The 23,815-nt window shown below is 72.3% G+C and carries 21 protein-coding genes and 1 pseudogene; 17 read left to right on the forward strand and 5 right to left on the reverse strand.

Annotation, left to right across the window (positions count from 1 at the left end):
• Positions 1-436 precede the first annotated feature (436 nt).
• Positions 437-1,744, forward strand: a complete 1,308-nt coding sequence (locus ACFC79_RS27465; RefSeq protein ID WP_376245150.1) for an NAD(P)/FAD-dependent oxidoreductase — start codon at positions 437-439, stop codon at positions 1,742-1,744.
• 129 nt (positions 1,745-1,873) lie between these two features.
• Here the strand turns inward: ACFC79_RS27465 and ACFC79_RS27470 are convergent, their stop codons facing one another.
• Positions 1,874-3,493: a regulator gene (locus tag ACFC79_RS27470; RefSeq protein ID WP_376245153.1), complete on the reverse strand. Its 1,620-nt coding sequence runs from the start codon at positions 3,491-3,493 to the stop codon at positions 1,874-1,876.
• Positions 3,494-3,919: 426 nt separating this feature from the next.
• Between ACFC79_RS27470 and lipB the strand changes: the two genes are divergently transcribed.
• The 4 genes from lipB (at position 3,920) to ACFC79_RS27490 (ending at position 7,104) form a co-directional block, all read left to right on the forward strand.
• Positions 3,920-4,732: a lipoyl(octanoyl) transferase LipB gene (gene lipB / locus ACFC79_RS27475; protein WP_376245156.1), complete on the forward strand. Its 813-nt coding sequence runs from the start codon at positions 3,920-3,922 to the stop codon at positions 4,730-4,732.
• A gap of 131 nt (positions 4,733-4,863) precedes the next feature.
• Positions 4,864-5,829: a lipoyl synthase gene (gene lipA / locus ACFC79_RS27480; protein WP_376245159.1), complete on the forward strand. Its 966-nt coding sequence runs from the start codon at positions 4,864-4,866 to the stop codon at positions 5,827-5,829.
• A 347-nt stretch (positions 5,830-6,176) separates the two neighbouring features.
• Entirely contained in the window at positions 6,177-6,377 is a 201-nt protein-coding gene (locus ACFC79_RS27485; protein WP_376245161.1) for a hypothetical protein, read from the forward strand.
• A gap of 19 nt (positions 6,378-6,396) precedes the next feature.
• Positions 6,397-7,104 (forward strand): DUF4191 domain-containing protein, encoded by a 708-nt coding sequence (locus ACFC79_RS27490; RefSeq protein ID WP_376245163.1) that lies wholly within the window; start codon positions 6,397-6,399, stop codon positions 7,102-7,104.
• 150 nt (positions 7,105-7,254) lie between these two features.
• Here ACFC79_RS27490 and ACFC79_RS27495 read toward each other — a convergent pair whose 3' ends face one another.
• Entirely contained in the window at positions 7,255-7,722 is a 468-nt protein-coding gene (locus ACFC79_RS27495; protein ID WP_376245166.1) for an RDD family protein, read from the reverse strand.
• Positions 7,723-8,026: 304 nt separating this feature from the next.
• Here ACFC79_RS27495 and glnA point away from each other — a divergent pair, with 304 nt between their 5' ends.
• Positions 8,027-9,436, forward strand: a complete 1,410-nt coding sequence (gene glnA, locus ACFC79_RS27500; protein WP_376245169.1) for a type I glutamate--ammonia ligase — start codon at positions 8,027-8,029, stop codon at positions 9,434-9,436.
• A gap of 425 nt (positions 9,437-9,861) precedes the next feature.
• On the opposite strand, the pseudogene ACFC79_RS27505 reads toward glnA, so the two are convergent.
• Together ACFC79_RS27505 and ACFC79_RS27510 are read right to left on the reverse strand one after the other, a co-directional pair.
• Positions 9,862-9,966: pseudogene (locus ACFC79_RS27505) on the reverse strand (DNA mismatch repair protein MutT); the annotation flags it as partial.
• Positions 9,967-10,186: 220 nt separating this feature from the next.
• The gene (locus ACFC79_RS27510) at positions 10,187-10,456 is read right to left on the reverse strand and encodes a hypothetical protein (RefSeq protein WP_376245172.1); all 270 of its coding nucleotides are present in this window, start codon (positions 10,454-10,456) and stop codon (positions 10,187-10,189) included.
• Between the two features lie 119 nt (positions 10,457-10,575).
• Here ACFC79_RS27510 and ACFC79_RS27515 point away from each other — a divergent pair, with 119 nt between their 5' ends.
• Positions 10,576-10,935 carry an arsenate reductase family protein gene (locus ACFC79_RS27515; protein WP_376245175.1) on the forward strand — a complete coding sequence of 120 codons (360 nt, stop codon included), beginning with the start codon at positions 10,576-10,578 and terminating at the stop codon, positions 10,933-10,935.
• Positions 10,936-11,112: 177 nt separating this feature from the next.
• Here ACFC79_RS27515 and ACFC79_RS27520 read toward each other — a convergent pair whose 3' ends face one another.
• On the reverse strand, positions 11,113-12,024 hold the full coding sequence (locus ACFC79_RS27520) for a Gfo/Idh/MocA family protein (protein WP_376245178.1): 912 nt from the start codon (positions 12,022-12,024) through the stop codon (positions 11,113-11,115).
• A gap of 345 nt (positions 12,025-12,369) precedes the next feature.
• Here ACFC79_RS27520 and ACFC79_RS27525 point away from each other — a divergent pair, with 345 nt between their 5' ends.
• The 10 genes from ACFC79_RS27525 (at position 12,370) to ACFC79_RS27570 (ending at position 23,758) form a co-directional block, all read left to right on the forward strand.
• On the forward strand, positions 12,370-13,977 hold the full coding sequence (locus ACFC79_RS27525) for a hypothetical protein (protein ID WP_376245181.1): 1,608 nt from the start codon (positions 12,370-12,372) through the stop codon (positions 13,975-13,977).
• Complete coding sequence (locus tag ACFC79_RS27530) at positions 13,974-15,128, forward strand: hypothetical protein (protein ID WP_376245184.1); 1,155 nt, start codon at positions 13,974-13,976, stop codon at positions 15,126-15,128. Before ACFC79_RS27525 ends, ACFC79_RS27530 begins: the two co-directional genes overlap by 4 nt.
• Positions 15,129-15,290: 162 nt before the next feature.
• Positions 15,291-16,334 (forward strand): glutamine synthetase, encoded by a 1,044-nt coding sequence (glnII, locus tag ACFC79_RS27535; RefSeq protein WP_376245187.1) that lies wholly within the window; start codon positions 15,291-15,293, stop codon positions 16,332-16,334.
• A 136-nt stretch (positions 16,335-16,470) separates the two neighbouring features.
• Positions 16,471-17,382: a DUF6891 domain-containing protein gene (locus tag ACFC79_RS27540; RefSeq protein ID WP_376245190.1), complete on the forward strand. Its 912-nt coding sequence runs from the start codon at positions 16,471-16,473 to the stop codon at positions 17,380-17,382.
• A gap of 511 nt (positions 17,383-17,893) precedes the next feature.
• Entirely contained in the window at positions 17,894-18,496 is a 603-nt protein-coding gene (locus tag ACFC79_RS27545) for a winged helix-turn-helix domain-containing protein (RefSeq protein WP_376245193.1), read from the forward strand.
• 280 nt (positions 18,497-18,776) lie between these two features.
• Positions 18,777-20,045 carry a sensor histidine kinase gene (locus tag ACFC79_RS27550; RefSeq protein WP_376245196.1) on the forward strand — a complete coding sequence of 423 codons (1,269 nt, stop codon included), beginning with the start codon at positions 18,777-18,779 and terminating at the stop codon, positions 20,043-20,045.
• Positions 20,030-20,677, forward strand: a complete 648-nt coding sequence (locus ACFC79_RS27555) for a LuxR C-terminal-related transcriptional regulator (protein WP_376245199.1) — start codon at positions 20,030-20,032, stop codon at positions 20,675-20,677. The genes ACFC79_RS27550 and ACFC79_RS27555 overlap by 16 nt, the downstream gene beginning before the upstream one ends.
• Before the next feature lie 242 nt (positions 20,678-20,919).
• A complete protein-coding gene (locus ACFC79_RS27560; protein WP_376245202.1) occupies positions 20,920-21,825 on the forward strand; it encodes a metal-dependent hydrolase in 906 nt (301 codons plus the stop codon).
• 2 nt (positions 21,826-21,827) lie between these two features.
• Positions 21,828-22,910: a PDR/VanB family oxidoreductase gene (locus tag ACFC79_RS27565; RefSeq protein WP_376245205.1), complete on the forward strand. Its 1,083-nt coding sequence runs from the start codon at positions 21,828-21,830 to the stop codon at positions 22,908-22,910.
• Positions 22,911-23,044: 134 nt separating this feature from the next.
• Complete coding sequence (locus tag ACFC79_RS27570) at positions 23,045-23,758, forward strand: TetR/AcrR family transcriptional regulator (RefSeq protein ID WP_376245208.1); 714 nt, start codon at positions 23,045-23,047, stop codon at positions 23,756-23,758.
• Positions 23,759-23,815 lie beyond the last annotated feature (57 nt).

The following is a 23,815-nucleotide window of genomic DNA, read 5'->3' on the forward strand; positions in this document are numbered from 1 at the left end:
GCCGACGAGGCCCGCGCCGCGCGCATCGGGGAGGTACTGGCACACATCGGTCCGACCCCCGCAGGGCCCGGCCACGCCTCCGCCCGGCATTCGGACGGGCGTGCGACCCCGTGCACCAGTGCCCCCGGTGCGCGCGTCTGCGCCCGCCACCGCCGCGCTCCTAGCCTCCCAGTGCTGTGACCCGAAAGGTTCACCGGCTCGCGACGCCCGGCACTTCCCCGAGCTCTCGACCAGGGAGACCCCGTCCCCCGCAGCGTTGTCGCGTCGCCCCGTGCATCCCGTACGCGGACGGCGCCCCGCCCTGCGGCGCACCGCACCGGACACCGCGAGCTTCCCGACGGACCTTCCGCTCACCGCACCAGCGCCCTCGGACATTCCGGGGGCCTGTCGGGGGGCAAGAAGCCTCCCACCAGTTGCGCCGACTCGGGGAGGGCACGTGCTCAGCTCGGCACACCACGCGGACGTCGTCGTCATCGGGGCCGGGATCGCCGGCCTGTCAGCCGCCCATCGACTGACCTCGGCGGGGGTGAGCGTCGCCGTCCTGGAGGCCGGCCCCCGGATGGGCGGCAGGATGACCACCATCGAATCGGACGGCTTTCTGCTCGACCACCTCGGTCCGCTGCTCAGCACCGCGTACCCGGAACTCCGCCTCGCCCCCGCCCTCGCGGGGCTCGACCTGTGCGCCTTCGCCCCCGGGGTGCTCGTCCACAGCGAGGGCCGTCAGTACCGGATCGGCGACGCACGAGGCGCGCGGGGCGCGTTCAAGGCGGCTCGCGCCCTGGCGGGCGCCCCCCGCCCGCCGATGGGCGGACCGATCGACCAGGCCCGGCTGGGCGCGGCCCTGAGCCGCCTCGCCACCACCCCGGCCTCCCGCATCCTGGCCCGGCCCGAACAGAACGCGCTCGCCGCCCTGTCCCATCGCGGCCTGCCCTCCCGCACGGTCACCGGCTTCCTGCGCCCGCTGCTCTCCGCACTCCTCAGCGACCCGGGGCTCACCACGTCCAGCCGGTGCGCCGATCTGGCCCTGCGCGACTACGCGCGAGGCAGGCTGTGCGTGCCCGCGGGCGGTTCGGGAAGGCTGCCGGACCTGCTCGCGGCGGCGCTGCCGCCCGGCACCGTACGGACGGGCGTGCACGTCACGGCCGCCGACATCACCTCGGTCCGCACCGAGGAGCACGGCGAACTGGGTTGCCGTTCGCTGCTGCTGGCGACGGGCGCGGGCGCCGCGGCGGAACTGCTGCCCGGTCTGCGGACGCCGTCCTTCCACCCGGTGACGGTTCTTCACCACACCGCGCCCGTGGCCCCGCCGACCGGTTCCTCGCTGCTGCTGAACGCCGACCGCTCGGGCCCCGTCGCGCACACCGCCGTGATGAGTGCGGTCGACCCGTCGCGCGCCCCGCGCGGCCGGACACTGATCACGTCGACGGTGCTCGGCACGCCGCCGCCGGACCTGGGCCGCACGGTCCGCACCCATCTCGCCACCCTGTACGGCACCCCGACCGACGACTGGGAGCTGCTGGCCGCCCACCACGATCCCGAGGCCGTCCCGGCCATGCCGGCCCCGCACGACCTGCGTCGCCCGGTCCGGCTGCTCGCCGGACTGTACGTGTGCGGCGACCACCGCGACACCAGCACCGTGCAGGGAGCCCTGTTCTCCGGTCGCCGCGCGGCCGAGGCGATCCTCACCGACCTGGGTGTGCGACCGGGGCTGGGGAGCGGGACACCGCTGCCCGAAGCCGCGTAGGAGCCGTGGGGACGGTCACCGGAACCGGGCCGGCACCCGGCACCCACCGGAAGCACGCCGTCCCCTCCCCCGTCCCCCGTTCCCCCTCCCCACGCGCCCCCACCGGATCGGCCCCGGGGCCCGCTCGGCTCATCCCAGCGCGGCGACCCGTTCGCGGTAGCCGCGCACCGCGGCCGCGTCCCGGTAGGGCTCCAGTCGCCGCTCGAAGTCCCGGACGTACTCCGCCGCACGAGCCGACCGCATCTCCATCGCCTGCTGGGCGGCCTCGGCGCCCAGGGCACACGCCTGGTCGAGCTCGCCCAGTCCGAGCCGCGCGCAGGCCAGCACCACCCGGCAGAACAACCGGCTGCGGGCGTACGCCGGGGCACGCAGCTGAAGGGAGCGCTCCGCGTGCTGCGCCGCGGCCCGGTGCTGCTGGAGATCCCGGTGGCAGTGCCCGAACTCGTCGGCGAGCTGCGCCTCGTCGAAGTACCGCGCCCAGTACGGGGCCTCGTCGCCGGGGCGGGCGACCGCCAGGGCGTGTTCCGCGCGCGCCAGCGAGGCGGTGCAGGAGCGGGCGTCGCCGAGCACCCCGTGGCCGCGTGCCTCGACGGAGTGCAGCAGTGCCTGGACGACGGGCGGCGCCGACGAACCGATGCCCTGCTGGGCGACGCGGGCCAGCTGGACGGCCTCCCTGCCGTGGCCGAGGTAGACCGCCTGCCGGCTCATCGTGATCAGGACGTAGCTGCCGTACGCACGGTCCCCGGCGGCCTGGGCGAGCCGCAGCGCCTGGACGAAGTACCGCTGGGCCAGACCGTGGGCCGCGATGTCGTACGAGGTCCAGCCGGCCAGCCGGGTCAGGTCGGCGGCGGCGGAGAAGAGCCGGCGCCCGGTGGCCTCCCCGTACGTCCCGCGCAGCATCGGTTCCGTCTCGTGCTCCAGGTAGCGCACGAGGGCCTGACGGGCGTGGCCGCCGCCGTAGGTGTGGTCGAGGGTGCGGAAGAGTTCCCCGACCGAACGGAGCGCGGCGACGTCGCCGCCGCCGACCCGCTGGCCCGGTCCCCGGTCGGTCTGCCGCTGCCGGGGGACGCCGGGGGCACCGGGAAAGCCGATGGCGGCGCCGGAGGGCGAGGTCGGTCCGGTGGGCCGGGACGGCACGGGTCCGCGCGTACCGCCCAGGCCTCCCACCCCGTTCGCCGCCCCGGGTCCGCCGGGGCCACCGGGCCGGTACCCGTACCGTCCCCCGGACGCGTGGACACCGTCGGCCGCACGGCCCGCGCCCACGGCGCCCGCCACCGGTGCGGTGTACTCGCCGTCCCGTCCCACCCACTCGTCGGGCCTGCCGATCAGCCAGTCCCGGCTGGGGACGACCAGCCCCGCCGGAGTGAAGGCGATCTTGCGCAGTTCGGCGTGGCTGCCCGAGTCCTTCCGCCACAGGCCGCTGACGATGTCGACGGCCTCGGCGGGGGTGGCGGCGAATTCCAGGCCCGCGTAGACGGGCGCGCACGCGTCGAGCCCCAGGTCCTGCGCGGAGAGGCGGCGGCCGAGTTTCCGGGTGAAGACCTCGGCGATCAGCGCGGGGGTGGTGCCGCGTGGCTGCTGGCCGCGCAGCCAGCGGGTCACGGAGGTCTTGTCGTACCGCAGGTCGAGGCCGTGTTCCAGCCCCAGTTGATCCACCCTGCGGGCCAGGCCGGCGTGGGAGAAGCCGGCTTCGGTGATGAGCGAGGCGAGTCGTCGGTTGGGGGTGCGCTGCGGAGGTCGTTCCGACATCAGCTGTACGGTCTCCTGCCTGCGGGGCCGGGCGGGCAGCCCTGGGGCCTGTCCGGTGGATCGGGGCCGGGGTCGCGGCGTCCGGCACAGCGCCTCGCGGCGTTGCCGAAACGCCGACAGCCTCGCTGCCGGGACGCTCCGTCGCCTTGCGATGCACCGCACCGGGCGCCGCGTCCCGTCCGGCCTTGATCCACCGGACAGGCCCTCATGGAACGGCGTGAATTTAGCGGCCTGAGCAGCGGTCATAGGCGCCATCACCCCGCTTTCATCCGATCGTGTGAGGATTGGGGTCGGCGCTGACGGGATCGACCTGCCGGGCCGCGGCCCGGGGGCCGGTCGTACAGTGGCCCGGGGCTGATTCAGTGCATGGTGACGCGGCTTCGGGCATCCCCGGCTCGCGACACCGCGAGTAGGGAGGCATCTGTCGTGACCGAGCTCCGGTTCGTCCGGCTGGGATTCGGCGAGGAAGCCGTCGACTACCAAAGGGCCTGGCAGAAGCAGCGCGAGGTGCACGCGGCGAGGTTCGAGGACACGGTCCCCGACACCTGTCTGCTGCTGGAGCACCCGCCGGTGTACACGGCGGGGCGGCGCACCACCGACAGCGAGCGCCCGCTGGACGGCACGCCGGTCATCGACGTGGACCGCGGCGGAAAGATCACCTGGCACGGCCCCGGACAGCTGGTCGGCTACCCGATCCAGAAGCTGCCCCGGCCGGTGGACGTGGTCGCGCACGTCCGTCGGCTGGAGGAGGCGCTGATCCGCACCGCCGCCGAGTTCGGTCTGGAGACCACCCGGGTCGAGGGGCGCAGCGGCGTCTGGGTCCTCGGCGACCCGGTCGAGGACCGTCCGGCCGTCGGTGGCCTCTCCCTCGACTTCGATCCGCGGATGAACGACGAGGAGTTCGACGCGCGGCTGCACGGCCCCGAGTACGCCCCGTCCAACGCCGGTCAGCGCCGCGAGGACCGCAAGCTCGCCGCGATCGGCATCCGGGTCGCCAAGGGCGTCACCATGCACGGTTTCTCGTTCAACGTGAACCCGGACACCACCTGGTTCGACCGCATCGTGCCGTGCGGCATCCGGGACGCCGGTGTCACCTCGCTCGCGTACGAGCTGGGCCGCGACATCACGATCGCCGACGTGCTCCCGGTCGTCGAGAAGCACCTCCGCGACGTCCTGGAGAACGCCGAACTCGCCCCGCGCGCCGTCGAACGCCCGACGGATGCCGTGGCCACGGCATGACAGCCTGAGGCCCGGCAGGGAATAGGCCCTGCCGGCCACAGGTTGGCCAGAGGTAAAGCCGTCTGAACCACGGGCGTACCCTGGTGTTCGCCGAAGAATCCAATGCAGTGAAAGCAAAGGGGAGTGCCGGAGTGTCCGCTGTCGCACCCGACGGGCGCAAGATGCTGCGCCTGGAGGTCCGGAACAGCCAGACCCCCATCGAGCGCAAGCCCGAGTGGATCAAGACCCGGGCGAAGATGGGACCCGAGTACAACCAGCTGCAGAAGCTCGTGAAGAGCGAGGGTCTGCACACGGTGTGCCAGGAGGCCGGCTGCCCCAACATCTTCGAGTGCTGGGAGGACCGCGAGGCCACGTTCCTCATCGGCGGCGACCAGTGCACCCGGCGCTGCGACTTCTGCCAGATCGACACGGGCAAGCCGCAGGAGCAGGACCGGGACGAGCCCCGCCGGGTCGGCGAGTCCGTCGTCACGATGGACCTGAACTACGCCACCATCACCGGCGTCGCCCGCGACGACCTGGAGGACGGCGGTGCCTGGCTGTACGCGGAGACCGTGCGCCAGATCCACGCGCTGACCGCGGAGCGGGCGGCCGGCCGCACCAAGGTCGAGCTGCTGATCCCCGACTTCAACGCGGTTCCCGAGCAGCTCGCCGAGGTCTTCTCCTCGCGCCCCGAGGTGCTCGCGCACAACGTGGAGACGGTGCCGCGGATCTTCAAGCGGATCCGCCCCGGCTTCCGCTACGAGCGCTCCCTGGAGGTCATCACGCGGGCCCGCGAGGCCGGTCTGGTGACCAAGTCCAACCTGATCCTCGGCATGGGCGAGACCCGCGAGGAGGTCAGCGAGGCGCTCCGGGACCTGTACGACGCGGGGTGCGAGCTGATCACCATCACGCAGTACCTGCGCCCCTCCGTGCGCCACCACCCGGTCGAGCGCTGGGTGAAGCCGCACGAGTTCGTGGAGCTGAAGGACGAGGCCGACGCGATCGGCTACTCCGGTGTGATGTCCGGGCCGCTCGTCCGTTCCTCGTACCGCGCCGGCCGCCTCTTCCAGCAGGCGATCCAGCGCCGCGACGCCGCCGCCGCGGCGCCCGCCGTCTGAAGTCGAACTCTCGTGTGAATCCGATCACAAGAGGCTACTCATCAGTAATCGCAGGTCCGTCGCGGCCCGTACGCTCCCCGCAGGTCGGGGGCGCGTATGGGCCGCTTCGGCGTGCGCGGCGACCGGATCAAGGTTTCATTGGTGTTTGACCGACCGGTCATGCGCTGGTAACACCGAGCAGTGACGCTGGGTGCTCGGGGCGCGGCAGCCCCCGGGCCACCGTCACCGCCGCTTCCCGTACCCGCGCACGCCACCCGCTTCGCGCAACGCAGTCCCGGGCAGTTCGGTCCGGGCAGCTGAGTATCACGCGACTCAGTCCGCACATCCGCTCCGAGGAGATCTCCACGATGCAGGCCGTGCCGGTACGCGCCACCGCCGTCCCCTCCGTCACCCACGCCCTCCGTGCCGTCGAGTCGCTGCTGCTGGGCGGCGGCCAGCGCACGGCCCGCCGCAATGCCTGGACCGCCGTCCTGGAGGACCGGCGCCGGGCCAAGGACCGGGTCGAGGCCGAGCATGTACTGGAGGCCGCGGCGGACCGTCGTTCCTGAGCCACGTAAACTTCTGTTCATGGCGAGGAAGGCAAACACTGAAGGCGCGGAGAGCGCCGAGAACGCGGGGCGGCTCAAGCAGATCGCCCTGACCTACAAGATGACCCGGCGGACCGATCCCAAGGTCGGTCTTGTCGTCGCGGGCGTGGGAATCGTCACCTTCGGTGTCCTCCTCGGGGTCGGCTTCCTGACCGACCACCCGGTCTACCTGGGCATCCTGGGCTTCGTGCTGGCCCTCCTCGCGATGGCGATCGTCTTCGGACGGCGTGCCGAGCGTGCGGCCTTCGGGCAGATGGACGGGCAGCCGGGCGCCGCGGCGGCGGTGCTGGACCGAGTGGGCCGCGGCTGGACCACGACCCCCGCGGTCGCGATGAACCGCAACCAGGACGTCGTCCACCGCGCCGTCGGCAAGGCGGGCATCGTGCTGGTCGGCGAGGGCAACCCGAACCGGGTGAAGGTGCTGCTCGCGGCCGAGAAGAAGAAGATGGCCCGCATCCTTGTCGACGTACCGGTGCACGACATCATCGTCGGCAACGACGAGGGCCAGGTGCCGCTGAAGAAGGTGCGCACCAAGATGCTGAAGCTTCCGCGCGTGCTGGCCGGCCCGCAGGTGACGGCCGCCAACGACCGGCTGCGTGCGATGGGCGACCTGATGAGCAACATGCCGCTGCCCAAGGGGCCGATGCCGAAGAACATGCGGATGCCTCGTGGCGGGAAGATGCGCTGACGCCCGACGCGGCGGAGCGGACGACGAGGGCGGGGCGCGAACCGGTTGGTTCGCGCCCCGCCCTCGTCGTCGCCCTCGTCCTCGTTCCGCCGCCTGTTCTCCGGCCGGTGCGATACAGGTCCTCCGACCGGTGCCCGGTCAGGCGTCCGGTCAGATGCGCACCTGCACGGCGTGGGCCATCCGGTCGTGCAGGCCGCGCCCGTCGCGGTCCCAGACCAGCGCGGGGACGGCCAGGCAGAGCAGCAGGCTGCGGACGACGACCCGCCCGAACCCGAGACGGCCGCCGTTCTCGGAGACCACCCTGATGCCCAGGACGCGCTTGCCGGGCGTGCAGCCGATGGTCCCGATGGTGAGCACGCTGAGTACCAGGAAGACGCCGAGTGCCCAGTTCCCGGCCGCCTGCTGGTCACCGCGGGCGAACAGCCCGTACGCGATCAGCATGCACAGGGCCCAGTCGATGAAGAGCGCGCCGAAACGTCGGCCGAGCGGCGCCACGGACCCGGGCCCGTTCTCGGGCAGGCCGAGCCGCTTGCCCCGGTAGCCGAAGTCGACGCCCATCTCCTCGGCGGCCGCGCGCGGTCCGGAGAGCCACGATCCGATTACTTGCCTGTTGTCCACCCGACCACGGTACTGCGCCCGCCCGCGCACCCCGCCGGGCGGGGCCCGTCACGCCCCCCCGCGGCGAGGGCGGTCGCGCACCCGCGGCGCACCCCGTCGCCGTGCACCCGGACGGCCCCGGAACGACGGCTCCGAACCGGCCACGCGGTGCCGTGCGCACACGCTCCGGTTAACTTCTGCGAAACAAATGGGTCATGATTGAGAAATCCGGTCTGCCTATGGTCGGGGCCAGCGTGTGCCACCGCACCTGCCGCACGATGGGCCACAACCCCGTCCCTCCCGGGCCGGGAGTAGGAGGAGTTGGATGTTCCAGAACGCCGACGACGCGAAGAAGTACATCGCCGACGAGGACGTCAAGTTCATCGACGTCCGGTTCTGCGACCTGCCCGGAGTGATGCAGCACGTCACGGTCCCGGCGGCGACCTTCGACCCGGCCGAGGACCTCGCGTTCGACGGCTCGTCGATCCGCGGCTTCCAGGCCATCCACGAGTCCGACATGGCGCTGCGCGCGGACCTGTCGACCGCCCGCGTCGACCCGTTCCGCCGCGACAAGACCGTCAACATCAACTTCTTCATCCACGACCCGATCACCGGCGAGCAGTACAGCCGCGACCCCCGGAACGTGGCGAAGAAGGCCGAGGCGTACCTGGCCTCCACCGGCATCGCCGACACCGCGTACTTCGGCCCCGAAGCCGAGTTCTACGTCTTCGACAGCGTCCGCTTCCAGACGTCGGCGAACGAGAGCTTCTACCACATCGACTCCGAGGCCGGCGCCTGGAACACCGGTGCGCTGGAGAACAACCGCGGTTACAAGGTCCGCTACAAGGGCGGCTACTTCCCGGTCCCGCCGGTCGACCACTTCGCCGACCTGCGCGCCGAGATGTCCCTGGAGCTGGAGAACAGCGGCCTCCAGATCGAGCGCCAGCACCACGAGGTCGGCACCGCCGGCCAGGCCGAGATCAACTACAAGTTCAACACGCTGCTCGCCGCCGCCGACGACCTGATGCTCTTCAAGTACATCGTGAAGAACGTCGCCTGGCGCAACAACAAGACCGCCACCTTCATGCCGAAGCCGATCTTCGGCGACAACGGCTCGGGCATGCACGTCCACCAGTCCCTGTGGGCCGGCGGCCAGCCCCTCTTCTACGACGAGCAGGGCTACGCGGGCCTCTCGGACATGGCCCGCCACTACATCGGCGGCATCCTGAAGCACGCCCCGTCGCTGCTGGCCTTCACCAACCCGACGGTGAACTCGTACCACCGCCTGGTCCCCGGCTTCGAGGCCCCGGTGAACATGGTGTACTCGCAGCGCAACCGCTCCGCCGCGATGCGCATCCCGATCACCGGCTCCAACCCGAAGGCCAAGCGCGTCGAGTTCCGCGCCCCGGACCCGTCGTCCAACCCGTACCTCGCCTTCTCGGCGCTGCTGATGGCCGGCCTCGACGGCATCAAGAACAAGATCGAGCCCGCCGAGCCGATCGACAAGGACCTCTACGAGCTGGCTCCCGAGGAGCACGCCAACGTCCAGCAGGTCCCGACCTCCCTCCCGGCCGTCCTGGACGCGCTGGAGGCGGACAACGAGTACCTCCAGGCCGGCGGCGTCTTCACGGCCGACCTGATCGAGACCTGGATCGACTACAAGCGCACCAACGAGATCGCCCCGATCCAGCTGCGCCCGCACCCGCACGAGTTCGAGCTGTACTTCGACCTCTAAAGGGCGGGGTCGGGTGGCCTGGGACAGCCCCTAGGCTCGGGAAACTTGCTGTGAGCTGGGGAAACGCTGCTCGACAGTGCTTGCTGTTCCCAGCTGTTCTCCAGGTCCTTGTGCACCGGGTGCGCACCGGCCGCCTCGACGCCTGACCCACAATCAGATACACGAGTGAGGGCCGCCGTCTCCGGGGAGGAGGTGGCGGCCCTCACTCGCGTCATGAACTGCTTGGCGTCAACTCGGAAGACTTCTTCGTCTCCAAATACTGGGTGGGGTGGGTCACCCGCTCGGATGGTTGCCGCAGGCCGCCGACGCGGCCTTTTGCTGACTGCCGGCGATGGGGTGCGACGACCCTGACCGGATGTCTTGCGGACTGTCCGGGGACTGCTACGGCATCGCGCCGTCTCAGCCACTCCGGGACAACAGCGTCTCTACCGCCAGCCGTCGAGGGAAACCTCCGGGCCTCCCGCGAGACACCGGTGCAGAGCGCTTGAGGTGGTGTCGGCGAAGTTCTCGGGGATGGCGTCGGCGTCGAGTGCGATCGGATGTCATGCCCTCCATGGCCGTGGTGCCCGGCTCTTTCCCCACCGGCCCGCCCGGGGCGGCTCGACGGGAGCGCGGGCGTGTACTCGGTGCGCCGTACGCCCTGCGCGTGCCGACGGCCCAACGGCAGGAAGGCCCGAAGCCTGCGTCTCCGGGAGGGGAAGCGGGCTCCGGGCCGTCAGCGGTCAGCGGTCAGCGGTCAGCGGTCAGCGGTCAGCGGCCGTATCGGATCAGCGCGCGGACCATGCGGCAGGTGGTGTCGGACGGCGGGTGGATGCCGATGCGCTCGGCGATCGTGCGTATCTTGTGGTTGGTCGCGGTCGACGGGTAGTAGACGCCCGTGTCGAGCAGGGCGATCGTCAGGCGCATGGCCTTCAGGCGCCGGTTGTGGGTGATGTACCACTCGCGGGGCCGGCCCGCGGGAAGCGGCTTCTTGCGCAGGGGCTTGTGGTACTGCTCGGTCGTGACTGCGGCAACGGCCATGGGGCATCCTCCTGGCACGGTCGTGGAACCCTCACGAACTACCTCCATTTTACGGCCCACCACTGACAATCGTCCCTGGCCAGCGGTGTTTTCGGAGTCCCTCCCGTACCGTTGGCCCCATGGAGATCTGGATCAATCCCGCCTGCTCGAAGTGCCGCAGCGCGCTGACGCTGCTCGACGCGGAGGGCGCCGCGTACACCGTCCGCCGTTACCTGGAGGACGTGCCGTCGCCGGACGAGATCCGGGCGGTGCTCGACCGGCTCGGGCTGGAACCGTGGGACATCACCCGCACGCAGGAGGCGGAGGCGAAGGAGCTCGGGCTCAAGGAGTGGCCGCGCGAGGCCGGTTCGCGGGATCGGTGGATCGAGGCGCTCGCCGGGCATCCGAAGCTGATCCAGCGGCCGATCATCACGGCCGACGACGGGACCGCCGTGGTGGCCCGTACGGACGAGGCGGTACGGGACGCCCTGGGGCGCTGACGGGAGGGACGTCCGCCCCGGCGAACCGCCCTCGCATCCCGTCCGGCACATGCCCCTACCGGGCGGGGTACGGGGGCGGCGCCTCGTGCGGGAGACCGCCGTGTACGAGTGGTGCGCCCGCCCGTACGCGGCAGGGACGCGAGGTCAGGGTTTCCCCGGTGAGTGCTTCCGGTCCGCCTACTCCCCCGCCCGTTCCTCCGCCTCGGCCAGCAATTCCGTCAGCCGCAGCCCGAACCGCGCGTCGCACGGATGCGGCTCCCCCGTGCGCACCGATTCGACGAGCGCGTCGACCGCCGCCCCGAACGCCTCGACCGCCCCGTCCCACTGCGGCAGCGTGACGACGCCCTGCTCGCCCCGGAGCTCGACCGTCGTGCCGACCGCGCCCTCCGGCGCTCCCAGGGCCAGGGTCACCGTGCTGGACGCACCGGAGGTGTGACGGAGGATCAGATGGGTGGTGTCGGACCGGCCGCGGGCCGCGGTCAGGTGCGTCACGTCGCCCAGCACGGGGATCAGCACCGACAGGACGTGCGGGCCGACGTCCCACAGCCCGCCCTTCTCGCGGCGCCAGGGCGAGGCGGCGTACTCGCTGGTCGCACCGGGGGCGAACAGTGCTCCGATCCACTCGGCACGTGCGGTGAACCATCCGTCCGCGGCGGCCTGTTCGGTGATCCATGCGGCAGTGCGGGGCGCGAACCTCAGGGTGCAGAAGACGACGGACGCGACCCCGCTCTGCTCGACGGCCCGGGCGACCTCGCGGGCGCCCGCGACGGTGGTCGCGACCGGCTTGTCCATCAGCAGGTGGCGCCCGGTGGCCGCGGCACGGGCGGCGAGCGGGGCCTGGACGTCCGGCGGCACGGCGAACGCGAGGGCGTCGCTGGCCGCGAAGAGTTCGTCGATGCCCGCCTCACCGGTGTACGCCGTGGTCCCGTGGGCGGTGGCCAGCGCCCGCGCCGCCTCGGGACGACGGCCCCACACGCCACTGAGTACCGCATCGGGGTGGGCGGCGAGGGCGGGGGCCTGGGTGTTCCTGGCCCAGGGGCCGGTACCGACGAGACCGATGCGCAGGGAGGACGGGGAGTGTGTCGTCATGGGACAAGTCTGCCGGGTTCGCCGGACCGGTCCCGTATGGAACGGCCGTCCGCCCGGTCCCGTATTCGAAGGGCGGTCCCGGCTCCGTACGGGGCGGGGTGCCGGGGCGGGGGTGCCGGGCGGCGTACCGACGGGCCGGCTCCGGGGTGGGCGGGTGTGCCAAAGGGGCCCGGATATCGGGTTGGCGCGGGGCGGACGTGCCGGGTTACGTTGTGCCGAGCCGGCCGCGGGACTCCGGCCGCGACTTCCGGGACTTGCCTCTGAAGCAAAGATTTCGCTGTTCGCGCCCCCATTCCCCGGCCGGCGTCCGCCCGCGTACGACGGTGCGCGACCATGGGGGAAGTGATGACGACACGCACGGGAACGGAAACGCGTACCGGAGCGGAAACGGGCACGACGGGGATCGCACGGCCCGCGACCGGTGCCGGTCTCGTCGCCGCCGAGGACGTGCTGCTCTTCGTCAACGCGGCGATCACCGCGACCGGCCAGCGCGAGTTCCGCTCGACGGCGTACCAGCAGCAGTTGTCGCTGGACTTCCTCCACGAGTACGTGCGGGTCAACTACCGTCGCGTGTACTCCGCCGCACTGGCTCTCGACATCAACGACCACAACGCCGTGCGCATCGTCCGGGGCCTGTTGGAGACCGCCGCCGAGGCGACGGCCCGGGAGCGGCAGGACGAAGGACTGCTGATCGCCGCCCGGCTGGCGAAGCTGCCGCCGCAGCGGGTGTACCGGCTGTTCGGGGCGCTGCGCCGGGCCGGGGTGAACAACCGCCGCACCCGGGCGATCATGCGCGACTGGCTCAATGCCCGGCCGGACCTGGCACACGACGCGGTGAAGTACCGCTCCGGACTGAAGACCGCGGCCCGCCATGTCCACCTCCGGTTCGACGACGGCCCCGGCGGGCCGGGGAGCGGTGCACCGGGAACTGGTGGGCCGGGGTCCTGCGTGCCGGTTGCCGAACGGCCGGACGGGGCCGGTGAGACGGGGGACTTCCTGTTCCGGCCCGGTCGTCGGCCGCGCTACCGGCACCAGTTGCTCGACGCGTGGCGGCGTGCCCACTACGAGCAGGGCGCCGTCGAGGAACTGCCGTTCACCGTCGCCGAGGGTTTCGCCGCCCGGCACGGGATGAGGCGCGAGGTGTTCCTGGAGCGGGCGGCGCCGCGGATGACCCGGCTGGAACGGCTCCGGACGCTGGGGCAGCGCGGTGCCGGCACGCAGGCGCCGCCCGCCGACGTCGATCTGGCGGCGATGCCGCTGACCCGTCTCGCCCTGTACGTGCTGTCGCTCGGCTTCGACGTGCGCTCGGCGCACCGTGCGCAGCTGACGGACGCGCTGCGGGCCGCCGCCCGGCGCGCGGCGGGTCCGCAGCGCGGGAGCTGGGGAAGGGTCGCGGGGGTCCTGGACGACAGCTACTCGTCGTCCGGTTCGGGCGAGAAGCGGCGCCGCCCGCTCGCCGTGGCGCTGGCCTGCCACTTCCTGTTCGAGGCACTGGCCGCGCCGGGCGGGTATACCGCGCTGTGGACCTCGGGCGGCACCGATCCGCTGCTGGTCAGGCCCTGGGGGCCGTCCCCGCTGGGTGCGCGCGTGCTGGACGCGCTGGAGCACGGTCCGCAGCGGCTGGTGATCGTCTCGGACGGCTGGGACAACGCCCCGCCCGGCCTCGCGGGCGAGGTGCTGCGGGTGTGGCGGACCCGGCTCGATCCGGACCGGCGCACGGCTGTGGTGCATGTGAACCCGGTGTACGACGCGAACGGTTTCGACGTGCGGCGGCTCGCCCCGGGGGTTCCCACGGCCGGGATCCGGGACGCGGAGGACCTGCCGGCCCTGGTGGAGATCGCGCAGTTCGCCGAGGGGCGCACCGGGGTCGACGCACTGTACGGCTACCTCGACGACCGGGTCGCGCGTTTCACCGGCGGGCCGGGCGCGGCCGGTACGGGGGCGTCGTCGTGAACGGACTCGAACTCACCGGGCTCGTCACCCGGCCGTCCCAGGTGTGGGGCGGCATCCGGCTGGTGCCGCTGGTGCGGGAGCGGCCCGTGGACGGGCTGCGGCTGCACCGGGAGGTCTACACGGGCGGGATGGGCGTCGTCGACGTCGGCCCGGACACGCACTACGTCTCGTACATCCCGCACGGTCTCGTCGCGGACTGGTCCGGGGACGGCATGCAGTCCGCCGCGTACGGCACCCAGCTCGGGTCCGGCGCGGACGGCCCGTCGGGGAAGGCGCCGCCCCGCACCGCGCGGCTCCAGCGTCACCGTCACCACCGGATGGCCAAGCGGCAGCCGGGCGACCGGCTGCGTTTCCTGCCGTTGCACCTCGCGCTGGAGGGCTATCTCGCCCTGCACTTCGGCGGCCCCACGGTCGCCTGGGAGGAGTGGTCGCGACGGGCGTTGCGCGACGGGCTGTCGCCGCGTGCCGAGGACGCGTACCTGGGCCGGTCGGTGCGCGGGCTCGGCGACGCGCTGCGGACCTTCGAGATCCATCCCGGCCAGTGCGGGGTGATGGTGTACGCCGCCGACGCGCTCGCCGCCGCGTTCGTGGTGCCGCACCCGGACGACTACCGGCTGCTGCACGCCTCGCTGGTCGAGGACCTGTACGGCGAGCTGGTCCACCAGTACGCGCTGTACGGCGCCCCGGTGACGGAGTTCGCGGCGCGGATCGTCGACGGGCCGCATCTGCGGACGCTCGGCGATCTGCGGGCGGCGGCGGTGGCGCAGGAACGGGAATGGGCGCAGGCGCACGACACCCTGTTCGCGGGTGAGCTGCTGGACTCCTCGTACGCCTTCGACCGGGTGTACCGGATGGGCTCGTTCTCCCTGTGGCGGTTCCTGCCGCCGTTCCGGCTGGACGGGACCGGCCGGCACATCGGCGAGACGATCACCGATCACAAGGGGCGGGTCGCCTACCTGAAGACGTTCCGGCTGTCGGACGCCCAGATCCGGCGCGGTCATCTGCTGCACCGGCTCGCCGGGGCGGACTGGCGGCTCGCGGCGGCGGCCGAGGCGCTGGGCACCGGTGAACAGGAGCTGGTGCGCCGGATCCGGGCGGCGGGTTTCGAGGAGCTGCTCCGGCACCGCGCGCCGGGCGGACTCCCCCGGTAGTTCGGTAACACCGGGTTCACACGCGGGCAACGGACGGGAAATCGCGGCTTGCGAAGCTGCCGCTGCAAAGACCGGATCGCTGCACGGCCCGGCCCGCGGCACGGACCGGACCGCGGGGCAGGCCGGGCCGCGGCACCGCAGGACCCGCAAAGGATGGCTTCCGTGACGTTCAAGGCCGAGTACATCTGGATCGACGGCACCGAGCCGACCGCCAAGCTCCGTTCGAAGACGAAGATCATGACGAGGGACGCCTCACGGGACGTGGACCTGCTGCCGCTCTGGGGCTTCGACGGCTCCAGCACCAACCAGGCCGAGGGGCGCGCGTCCGACCTGGTGCTGAAGCCGGTGTTCTCGTGCCCGGACCCGATCCGCGGCGGCGACGACATCCTCGTGCTGTGCGAGGTCCTCGGCACAGACATGACGCCGCACTCCTCCAACACCCGTGCCGAGCTGCGCGAGGTGGCCGAGCGGTTCGCCGGTCAGGAATCGGTCTTCGGCATCGAGCAGGAGTACACCTTCTTCGACGGCCACCGGCCGCTCGGCTTCCCCGAGGGCGGTTTCCCGGCCGCGCAGGGCGGCTACTACTGCGGTGTCGGCGCCGACGAGATCTTCGGCCGCGACATCGTCGAGAAGCACCTCGACAACTGTCTGCGGGCGGGGCTCGGCATCAGCGGCATCAACGCCGAGGTGATGCCAGGCCAGTGGGAGTTCCAGGTCGGGCCGCTGTCCCCGCTGGAGGTCTCCGACCAACTGTGGGTCGCCCGCTGGCTGTTGTACCGCACCGCCGAGGACTTCGGCGTCTCCGCGACCCTCGACCCGAAGCCGGTCAAGGGCGACTGGAACGGCGCGGGCGCGCACACCAACTTCTCCACGAAGGCGATGCGCGAAGGCCCCGGTGGCTACGAGGCGATCATCACCGCGTGCGAGTCGCTGGGCGAGGGCTCGAAGCCGATGGACCACGTGAAGAACTACGGTGCCGGGATCGACGACCGGCTGACCGGTCTGCACGAGACCGCCCCGTGGAACGAGTACAGCTACGGCGTCTCCGACCGCGGTGCCTCGGTCCGCATCCCGTGGCAGGTCGAGAGGGACCGGAAGGGCTACATCGAGGACCGCCGCCCGAACGCCAACGTCGACCCTTACGTCGTCACCCGGCTGATGGTCGACACCTGCTGCACCGCGCTGGAGAAGGCCGGTCAGGTCTGACCGGGCCGTTTCCCGCCCGCGAGGGGCGTCCGCCGGTTCTCGGGTTCCAGGAATCGGGGCGGGCTCCCCTTCCGTGCCGCCCGGAGCGACCCCGTCGGCCCGGTCCGTTGTCAGTGGCGTGTGCGAGGGTCGGGACATGCTCGACATCAAGGTGGAGACCGAGAACTGGCAGACCCACATCCGTGTGACGGAGCAGGCGCTGAGCGACCTGGTGCACCGGATCGGCGGGGAGGACGACCACTTCCTGGTCGTGCAGCGCATACCGGACGTCCCGGGCACCTACGTCCAGGTGTGGCACGAGCACGGCGGCGACTACCAGATGGAACGCCGATCCGGCGGGCCCGCCACCCACCGCCGGGCGATGATCGGCACGCCGGAGCGGGTCGCCGGGCTGATGGCCCGCTGGGCGCGCGCTGAGCCGGAGTGGGACGCGGGCGTGGAGTGGGAGGACGCCGGGATGCCGGAGGAGGCACCGGTGCCCGATCTCCCCGCCGCCGTCCGGGAGCAGGTGGAGGAGCAGGTCCGGCTGCTGCTCCGGTGCGGGTACGGGACGGTGGACGATCTCGCCGAGGCGGCCGAGGAGTACCTCGTGGCGGACGGCGTGCGTCCGGTCACCCCGGAGCAGGCGCGGCAGGTGGCGGAACGGCTCTGGCTGGAGCGGGTCGAAAAGCAGCGGCAGTGGTCGGACACGACCGACGCGGACCGTCTGGAGCGGGCGTTCGCCGCGCTGGACGAGCGCGGTATCACGGCGCGGGAGCACTTCTCCTGCTGTCGTTCGTGCGGGCTCGGCGAGATCCGTGCCGCCGGGCGCGAGGACGCGCGCGGTTTCGTCTTCTTCCACACCCAGTGCACGCAGGGCGCGGCGGCCGGTCACGGACTCTCGTTGTACTACGGCGGGTTCGACGAGTCGGCGGAGACGACGACCGCCGTGGGACGCGAGGTGGTGGCGGCGCTGCGCGAGGCGGGCCTGGCGGTGGAGTGGGACGGTTCACCGGACCGGGCGATCGAACTCTCCCCGCTGGACTGGCGCAAGCGGCTCGTGGGGTGAGCCGGAGGGGTGCGGACGCGGGTGACCGGGCGCGGTGACGGTCCTTCGAAACGGCCCGGGAGCCGGGGTGACGGGGCCGGATCGAGTGGCCGGAGTGACGGGGCCCGAGTGACGGGGCCCGAGTGACGGAGCCCGAGTGACGGAGCCCGAGTGACGGAGCCAGGATGCGGGGCAGGGATGGGGGCCGGGATGAGGGGCGCGTCGGCCGCTCGGTCCGGTGCGGTCCCGGAGTGAGGAAACCGACACCGGGAGTCGCACCGGCGGCTGCCGGAGACCTGCTGCGCCGTCGTGTTGTCTGGTTGAATGGGGCCATGGCCGGTATCCAGTACACCTCGACGGGTCGCAGTGACCTGGAACCGTTCTGGCCGTCCCGTCAGCACCACGACTTCGACCGGGTGTGTTGCCGCGCGTTGAACGCGCAGGCCCTCTAAAACCGCTCCTCGCGGCCTTCGGCCCGCGCGCAAGAACCGTCCGTCCGCAGACGACTCCTTCGCGCGAAAGAGCTGACCCCATGAAGAACGTCCGTACCTTCTCCACCGCTGCCTCCGCGACTCCTTCGGCCTCCGCCGCCACGGCCCGGCCGCTCCCCTCCCACCGCCACCGACTGCGCGCCGTCGATCCCCAGGAGGTCGTCCGGCCCGTCGATGCCGCGGAGTTGCTGCCGCCGGGCGCGACCTGGCTGCCCGCACCCCAGCACAGCGTTCCGGCACTGCCCGGCCGGCCGCCGATGATCGGCTACCTGGTTCTCGTACCGGCCGATCAGCAGCCGGGCACGGCCGCGGCCGCCGCGGCCGGCCAGTACGTGGTGGTCCCGCCGGCGGAAGGACAGGCCGCCGGTCCGGTGGGCATCGACGCGGTGCAGCGCACCGCGTCCGTCGACGGGAAGCCGCTGGACCTCACCTACCTGGAGTTCGAACTCCTCGCCCATCTCGTCGCGCACCCGCACCGGGTGCACACCCGCGACCAGTTGGTGACCACGGTCTGGGGCTACGGCCATGTCGGCGACGGGCGCACCGTGGACGTCCACGTCGCGCGGCTGCGCCGCAAGCTGGGCGCCGAGCACCGCCGTTCGATCCAGACGGTGCGGCGCGTCGGCTACAAGTACGCCCCCTGACGCCGACGGCGGGGTTCGGCGCGGACAGCCGCACCGGCCCCGACACGGGGAACACCCGGCCGGTATGCGTCGGGCCGGGTGTTCCCGTGCCCGCGGGGCCGGGGACCGGTTCCCTGCTCCCGCCCCGGCCGGACCCCGGGCGCCTTCCGCCCCGCCGCCGAAGGGGGGCTGGGTACACCCCCGGTGGGAGGCGAGGCGGCTGATGCGCGCGGAGCCGGTCGGGGAAACTGTGTCCGGGCGGGCCCGGACCGAGGGCCAGGCGAGGGGGGACACGAGCCGGATGAACGCGATACGCACCCGGGCACGGGGCGTGCCGACGACCTTGGGGCGGAGCCTCGTCCTGTCGGTCGCCTCCCTGGTCGGGTCGATGACGCTCTTCGTGTGGGCCGTGCTCGCCATCCTCTCCGTGCCATTGGGAATCGGTCTGTTCACCACCCCGTCGGTGCTGGGCCTGGTCCGCAGGCACGCGAACCGGCGCCGACTGCTCGCGGCCACCTGGTGCGGTGTCCGCGTCCCGGTGTCGTACCGCCCGTTTCCCGAGGACCTGCGCGCCGGCCTCGTCGGACGGGTGGAGCGCACCTCGCTGATGCTGAGGGACCCGGCGACCTGGCGGGACCTGCGGTGGCTGGTGGTCGACATGACGGCCGGCTATCTGATCGCGACCCTGGCGGCCGGGCTGCTGATCTACCCGTTGGAGGGCTTCGTCCTGGCGGCCGGGCTGTGGCGGGTCTTCACCGACGACCGGTACTGGTACGGGTTCGTGCCGGTCGACAGTCAGGCGACGGGGCTCGCGGCGGCGGCGCTCGGGGTGGCGATCCTGACGATCGGTCTGCCGGCCAGTGGGCCGCTGCTGCGGGTGCACTTCCTGCTCACCCGCGCGATGCTGGCCCCCTCGCCGGAGGAGGAACTGGTCCGCCGCATCGACCGGTTGACCGAGACCCGGCACGAGGCGGTGGACACGGCGGCCTCGGAACTGCGGCGCATCGAGCGGGATCTGCACGACGGGGCGCAGGCCCGGTTGGTCGCCGTGGGGATGAACCTCGGCGTCGTGGAGGCACTGATCGAGAAGGATCCGGCGCGGGCGAAGCAGCTTCTCGCGATGGCCCGCGAGTCCTCGGCCGAGGCGCTCACGGAGCTGCGCGATCTGGTCCGGGGCATTCACCCGCCGGTGCTCGCCGAACGCGGACTTGGCGATGCGGTGAGGGCGTTGGCGCTGCGGCTGCCCGTCGGGACGGAGGTCCTGGTGGAGTTGGACGGGCGGGCGGACGCCGCGGTCGAGTCGGCGGCCTACTTCGCGGTGAGCGAGACCCTGACGAACGCGGTCAAGCACTCGGGGGCGGACCGCGTCCAGGTGGACATCCATCACGCGGACGGTGCACTGCGGGTCCGTGTCACCGACAACGGGGCCGGCGGCGCGAGAGTCGGAGGCGGTTCGGGGCTGAGCGGAATCGAACGCCGACTCGGTACATTCGACGGCGTCATGGCCGTCAGCAGCCCCGCAGGCGGTCCCACCACGGTGACCATGGAGATCCCGTGCGAGTTGTCCTAGCCGAAGACCTCTTCCTGCTGCGCGACGGTCTCGTCCGCCTGTTGGAGGCGTACGGCTTCGAGATCGCGGCGGCCGTCGAGACGGGGCCCGAACTGGCCCGCGCGCTGGCCGAGTCGGAGCCCGACGTGGCGGTCGTCGATGTCCGGCTCCCGCCGTCCCACACGGACGAGGGCCTGCAGTGCGCGCTGGCGGCGCGGCGGGCCAGGCCGGGGCTGCCGGTGCTGGTGCTCTCGCAGCACGTGGAGCAGTTGTACGCCCGCGAGTTGCTGGCGGACGGCAACGGCGGCATCGGCTACCTGCTCAAGGACCGGGTCTTCGACGCCGATCAGTTCGTCGACGCGGTGCGCCGGGTCGCGGCGGGCGGGACCGCGATGGACCCGCAGGTCATCTCGCAGTTGCTGTCGCGACGTTCGCGGGACGAGCCGCTGGGCGGGTTGACCCCGCGCGAGCGGGAGGTCATGGAGCTGATGGCGCAGGGGCGTTCCAACGGGGCGATCGCCGCGCAGATGGTGATCACGGAACGGGCGGTGGCCAAGCACACCTCGAACATCTTCCAGAAGCTCGGCCTGCCGCCGTCCGACGACGACAACCGCCGTGTTCTCGCGGTGCTCGCCTACCTCGACCGGGGCTGAACGGGGCCGTGTGGTCCCCGCCCGGCCCGGGGCGCCACGCGTGCCGGGCCGAGCGGGCGGTGCCGTCGTCCTCGGGGGCGGCGCCGCCCCCGGCCCCGGCGCCTCCACGCGGGCCGCGCAGGCCGTGGCCCGGCCGCCCCTCCCGGTGGGACGCCGAGCGGCGGGGAGGCGTCGCGGCCCGTGACCGGGAAATCGCCGCACGACCCCTGTTCCGGTGCCGTACCCATCAGTACATTGACAACATGTCTAACACGAAGCCGACGCCGGCCGTGTCGGAGCGGACCCCGCTCAAGGCCCGCAAGGTCTCCTTCGCCTGGGAGAGGACTCCCCTGCACTGGGTACCGGGCGACCCGTTCACCACCCACACGATCAACGTGCTCCATCTGCTGCTGCCCGCCGGGGAGCGCTGGTTCATCCAGGTGTACCGGCAGGTGCTGCCCTACATCCACGACGAGCAACTGCGCCAGGACGTCATCGGGTTCATCGGGCAGGAGGCCGTGCACTCCCAGGCCCACGACGACGTACTGCCGCACCTCAAGCAGTTGGGACTCGACCCGACGCCGTACACCGCGCAGGTCGACTGGTTCTTCGAGAAGCTCCTCGGCGACCGGACGATGCCACCGGGGCGGGCCCGGAAATGGTGGCTGATGGAACGGGTGGCGACGATCGCGGCCATCGAGCACTACACCGCCTTCCTCGGCGACTGGGTCCTCAACGCCGACGAGCTGGACCGGCGCGGTGCCGACCCGACGATGCTCGATCTGCTGCGCTGGCACGGGGCGGAGGAGGTCGAGCACCGCTCCGTCGCGTTCGACGTGTTCATGCATGTCGACGGCGGCTACCGGCGACGGGTGCGGACCTGGGCGACGGCCTTCACCGCGCTGCTCTTCCTCTGGCAGCGCGGCACCCGCTTCTTCATGGAGAACGACCCGAGCCTGCTGGACGGAAAGGCGTCGTTCCGGGAGTTCTACACCAGCGGCAGGCGCGGCACCCTGCCCGCGACCGGCGATCTGCTGCGCTCCGTCCCCCGTTACCTGAGCCGCTCCTACCACCCCTCGCAGGAGGGCAGCACGGCCCAGGCGATCGACTACCTCGCCCACTCCCCCGCGGCGACGACGGCCGAGGCACGGACGACGGGGGCCGGCTGACCATGCCCCTTCCCCTGCCCCGCCCGCGCACCGTCCTGTTCGTCACCGGAGCCGCCCTGCTCGCCAGGCGGGCCCTGCGCCGCCGTATCCGGCGCTCCCCGCTGTGGCCACTGCCCGCCCTGGAGACCCCGGTCTCGGGACACTCGCAACGCCGTTCCACCACCACCCGCCGTCTGCTCGTCACCGAGCGGTCCTCCCCGGCCGAGGGCGTGGTCCAACTCCGCCTGGAGGGACCGGACCTGCCGACCTGGCAGCCCGGGGCGCACCTCGATCTGCTGCTGCCCTCCGGCCTGGTCCGGCAGTACTCGTTGTGCGGGGACCCGGCCGACGCCGACACGTACACCATCGCGACGCGGCTGGTCGAGGACGGCCGCGGCGGCTCCCGGGAGGTCCACGAGAGGCTCCGCGAGGGCGACGAGGTCGAGGTCCGCGCCCCGCGCAACCGCTTCCCCCTGGTCGAGGCTCCCGCGTACCTCTTCGTCGCGGGCGGCATCGGCATCACACCGATCCTGCCGATGCTGCGCGCGGCCGCCGCCGCGGGCGCGGACTGGCGCCTGCTGTACGGCGGACGGTCCCGCACCACGATGCCGTTCCTCGACGAGATCGAGAAGCTGGGCACCGAGGGCGGCCGGGTGACGGTCGTGCCCGCGGACGAGGCCGGCCACCCGGACGCGGCGGCGGCCCTGCGGGACACGTCCGAGGGCACCGCGGTGTACTGCTGCGGCCCGGAACCCCTGATGGACGCGGTCGCCGCCGCCCTTCCGCCGGGCCGCGACCTCCATCTGGAACGCTTCGCCGGGACGAGCACGTCGGCGGCGGACTCCGGTCCGTTCGACGTCGAACTGCGCCGTTCGGGCCGCACGGTCACGGTGGCGGCGGACCGGTCGGTGCTGGCCGCCGTGCGCGAAGCGCTCCCGCACGTGTCGTACTCCTGCGAACAGGGCTTCTGCGGCACGTGCCAACAACGTGTCCTGGAGGGCGAGATCGACCACCGCGACGAGCTCCTGACGGACGCGGAACGGGAAAACTCGATGCTGATCTGCGTGTCCCGGTGCCGGGGAGAACGGCTGGTCCTGGACCTGTAGTGCCGCGACGGGCGGGCGCCGCCCCGGGGCAGCGCCTGCCGGGCGGTGCGGGGGTGGCCGGTCGTCGCCGCAGGTGAGCCGGTGGACCGGCCCGCCACTGCTGCCGCACCGTCCCACTCGGTACGCTGTCCGACATGACGACCGGGGTGCGGCGCAGGATGGGCGTCGAGGAGCGCAGGCAGCAGTTGATCGGTGTCGCGCTGGAGTTGTTCAGCCATCGCGCCCCGGACGAGGTGTCGATCGACGAGATCGCGGCGGCGGCCGGGATCTCGCGGCCACTTGTCTACCACTACTTCCCCGGCAAGCAGAGCCTGTACGAGGCGGCGCTGCGCAGGGCTGCCGACGAGCTGTCCGCCCGGTTCGTCGAGCCGCGCGAAGGACCCCTCGGCGAGCGGCTGTTGAGGGTGATGGAGCGGTTCTTCGACTTCGTCGACGAGCACGGCCCCGGATTCTCGGCACTGATGCGCGGCGGCCCGGCGGCCGGCTCCTCGACGGCCAACGCGATGATCGACGGGGTGCGGCAGGCCGCGTACGAGCAGATCCTCGCCCATCTCGACGTCGAGGCTCCCCCGGCGCGACTGCAGTTGGTGGTGCGGTCATGGGTGTCGCTGGCCGAGTCGACGGCGCTGATCTGGCTGGACGGGCGGCAGATTCCGCGCGCGGAGCTCGCCCTGCAACTGGTGCACGACTTCGCCGCGCTGGCGGCGGTGAGTGCCGCGTACGACGCGGAGATGGCGGGCATCGTCCTGCGGGTCCTGGCGCAGGAGCCGCAGGACGGGCCGTTCGGAGAGCTGCTGGACCGACTCTCCGTGCTGGCGCCCGCCGTGCCCGCACAGCGGTTGCCGTGACGGCCGACGCTCTGACGGCGTCCCGCCCGTCCGGTGGGGAGCTGCCGTCGCGGCGGG

This window comes from Streptomyces sp. NPDC056061 (assembly GCF_042266885.1).
Taxonomy (GTDB): Bacteria; Actinomycetota; Actinomycetes; order Streptomycetales; family Streptomycetaceae; genus Streptomyces.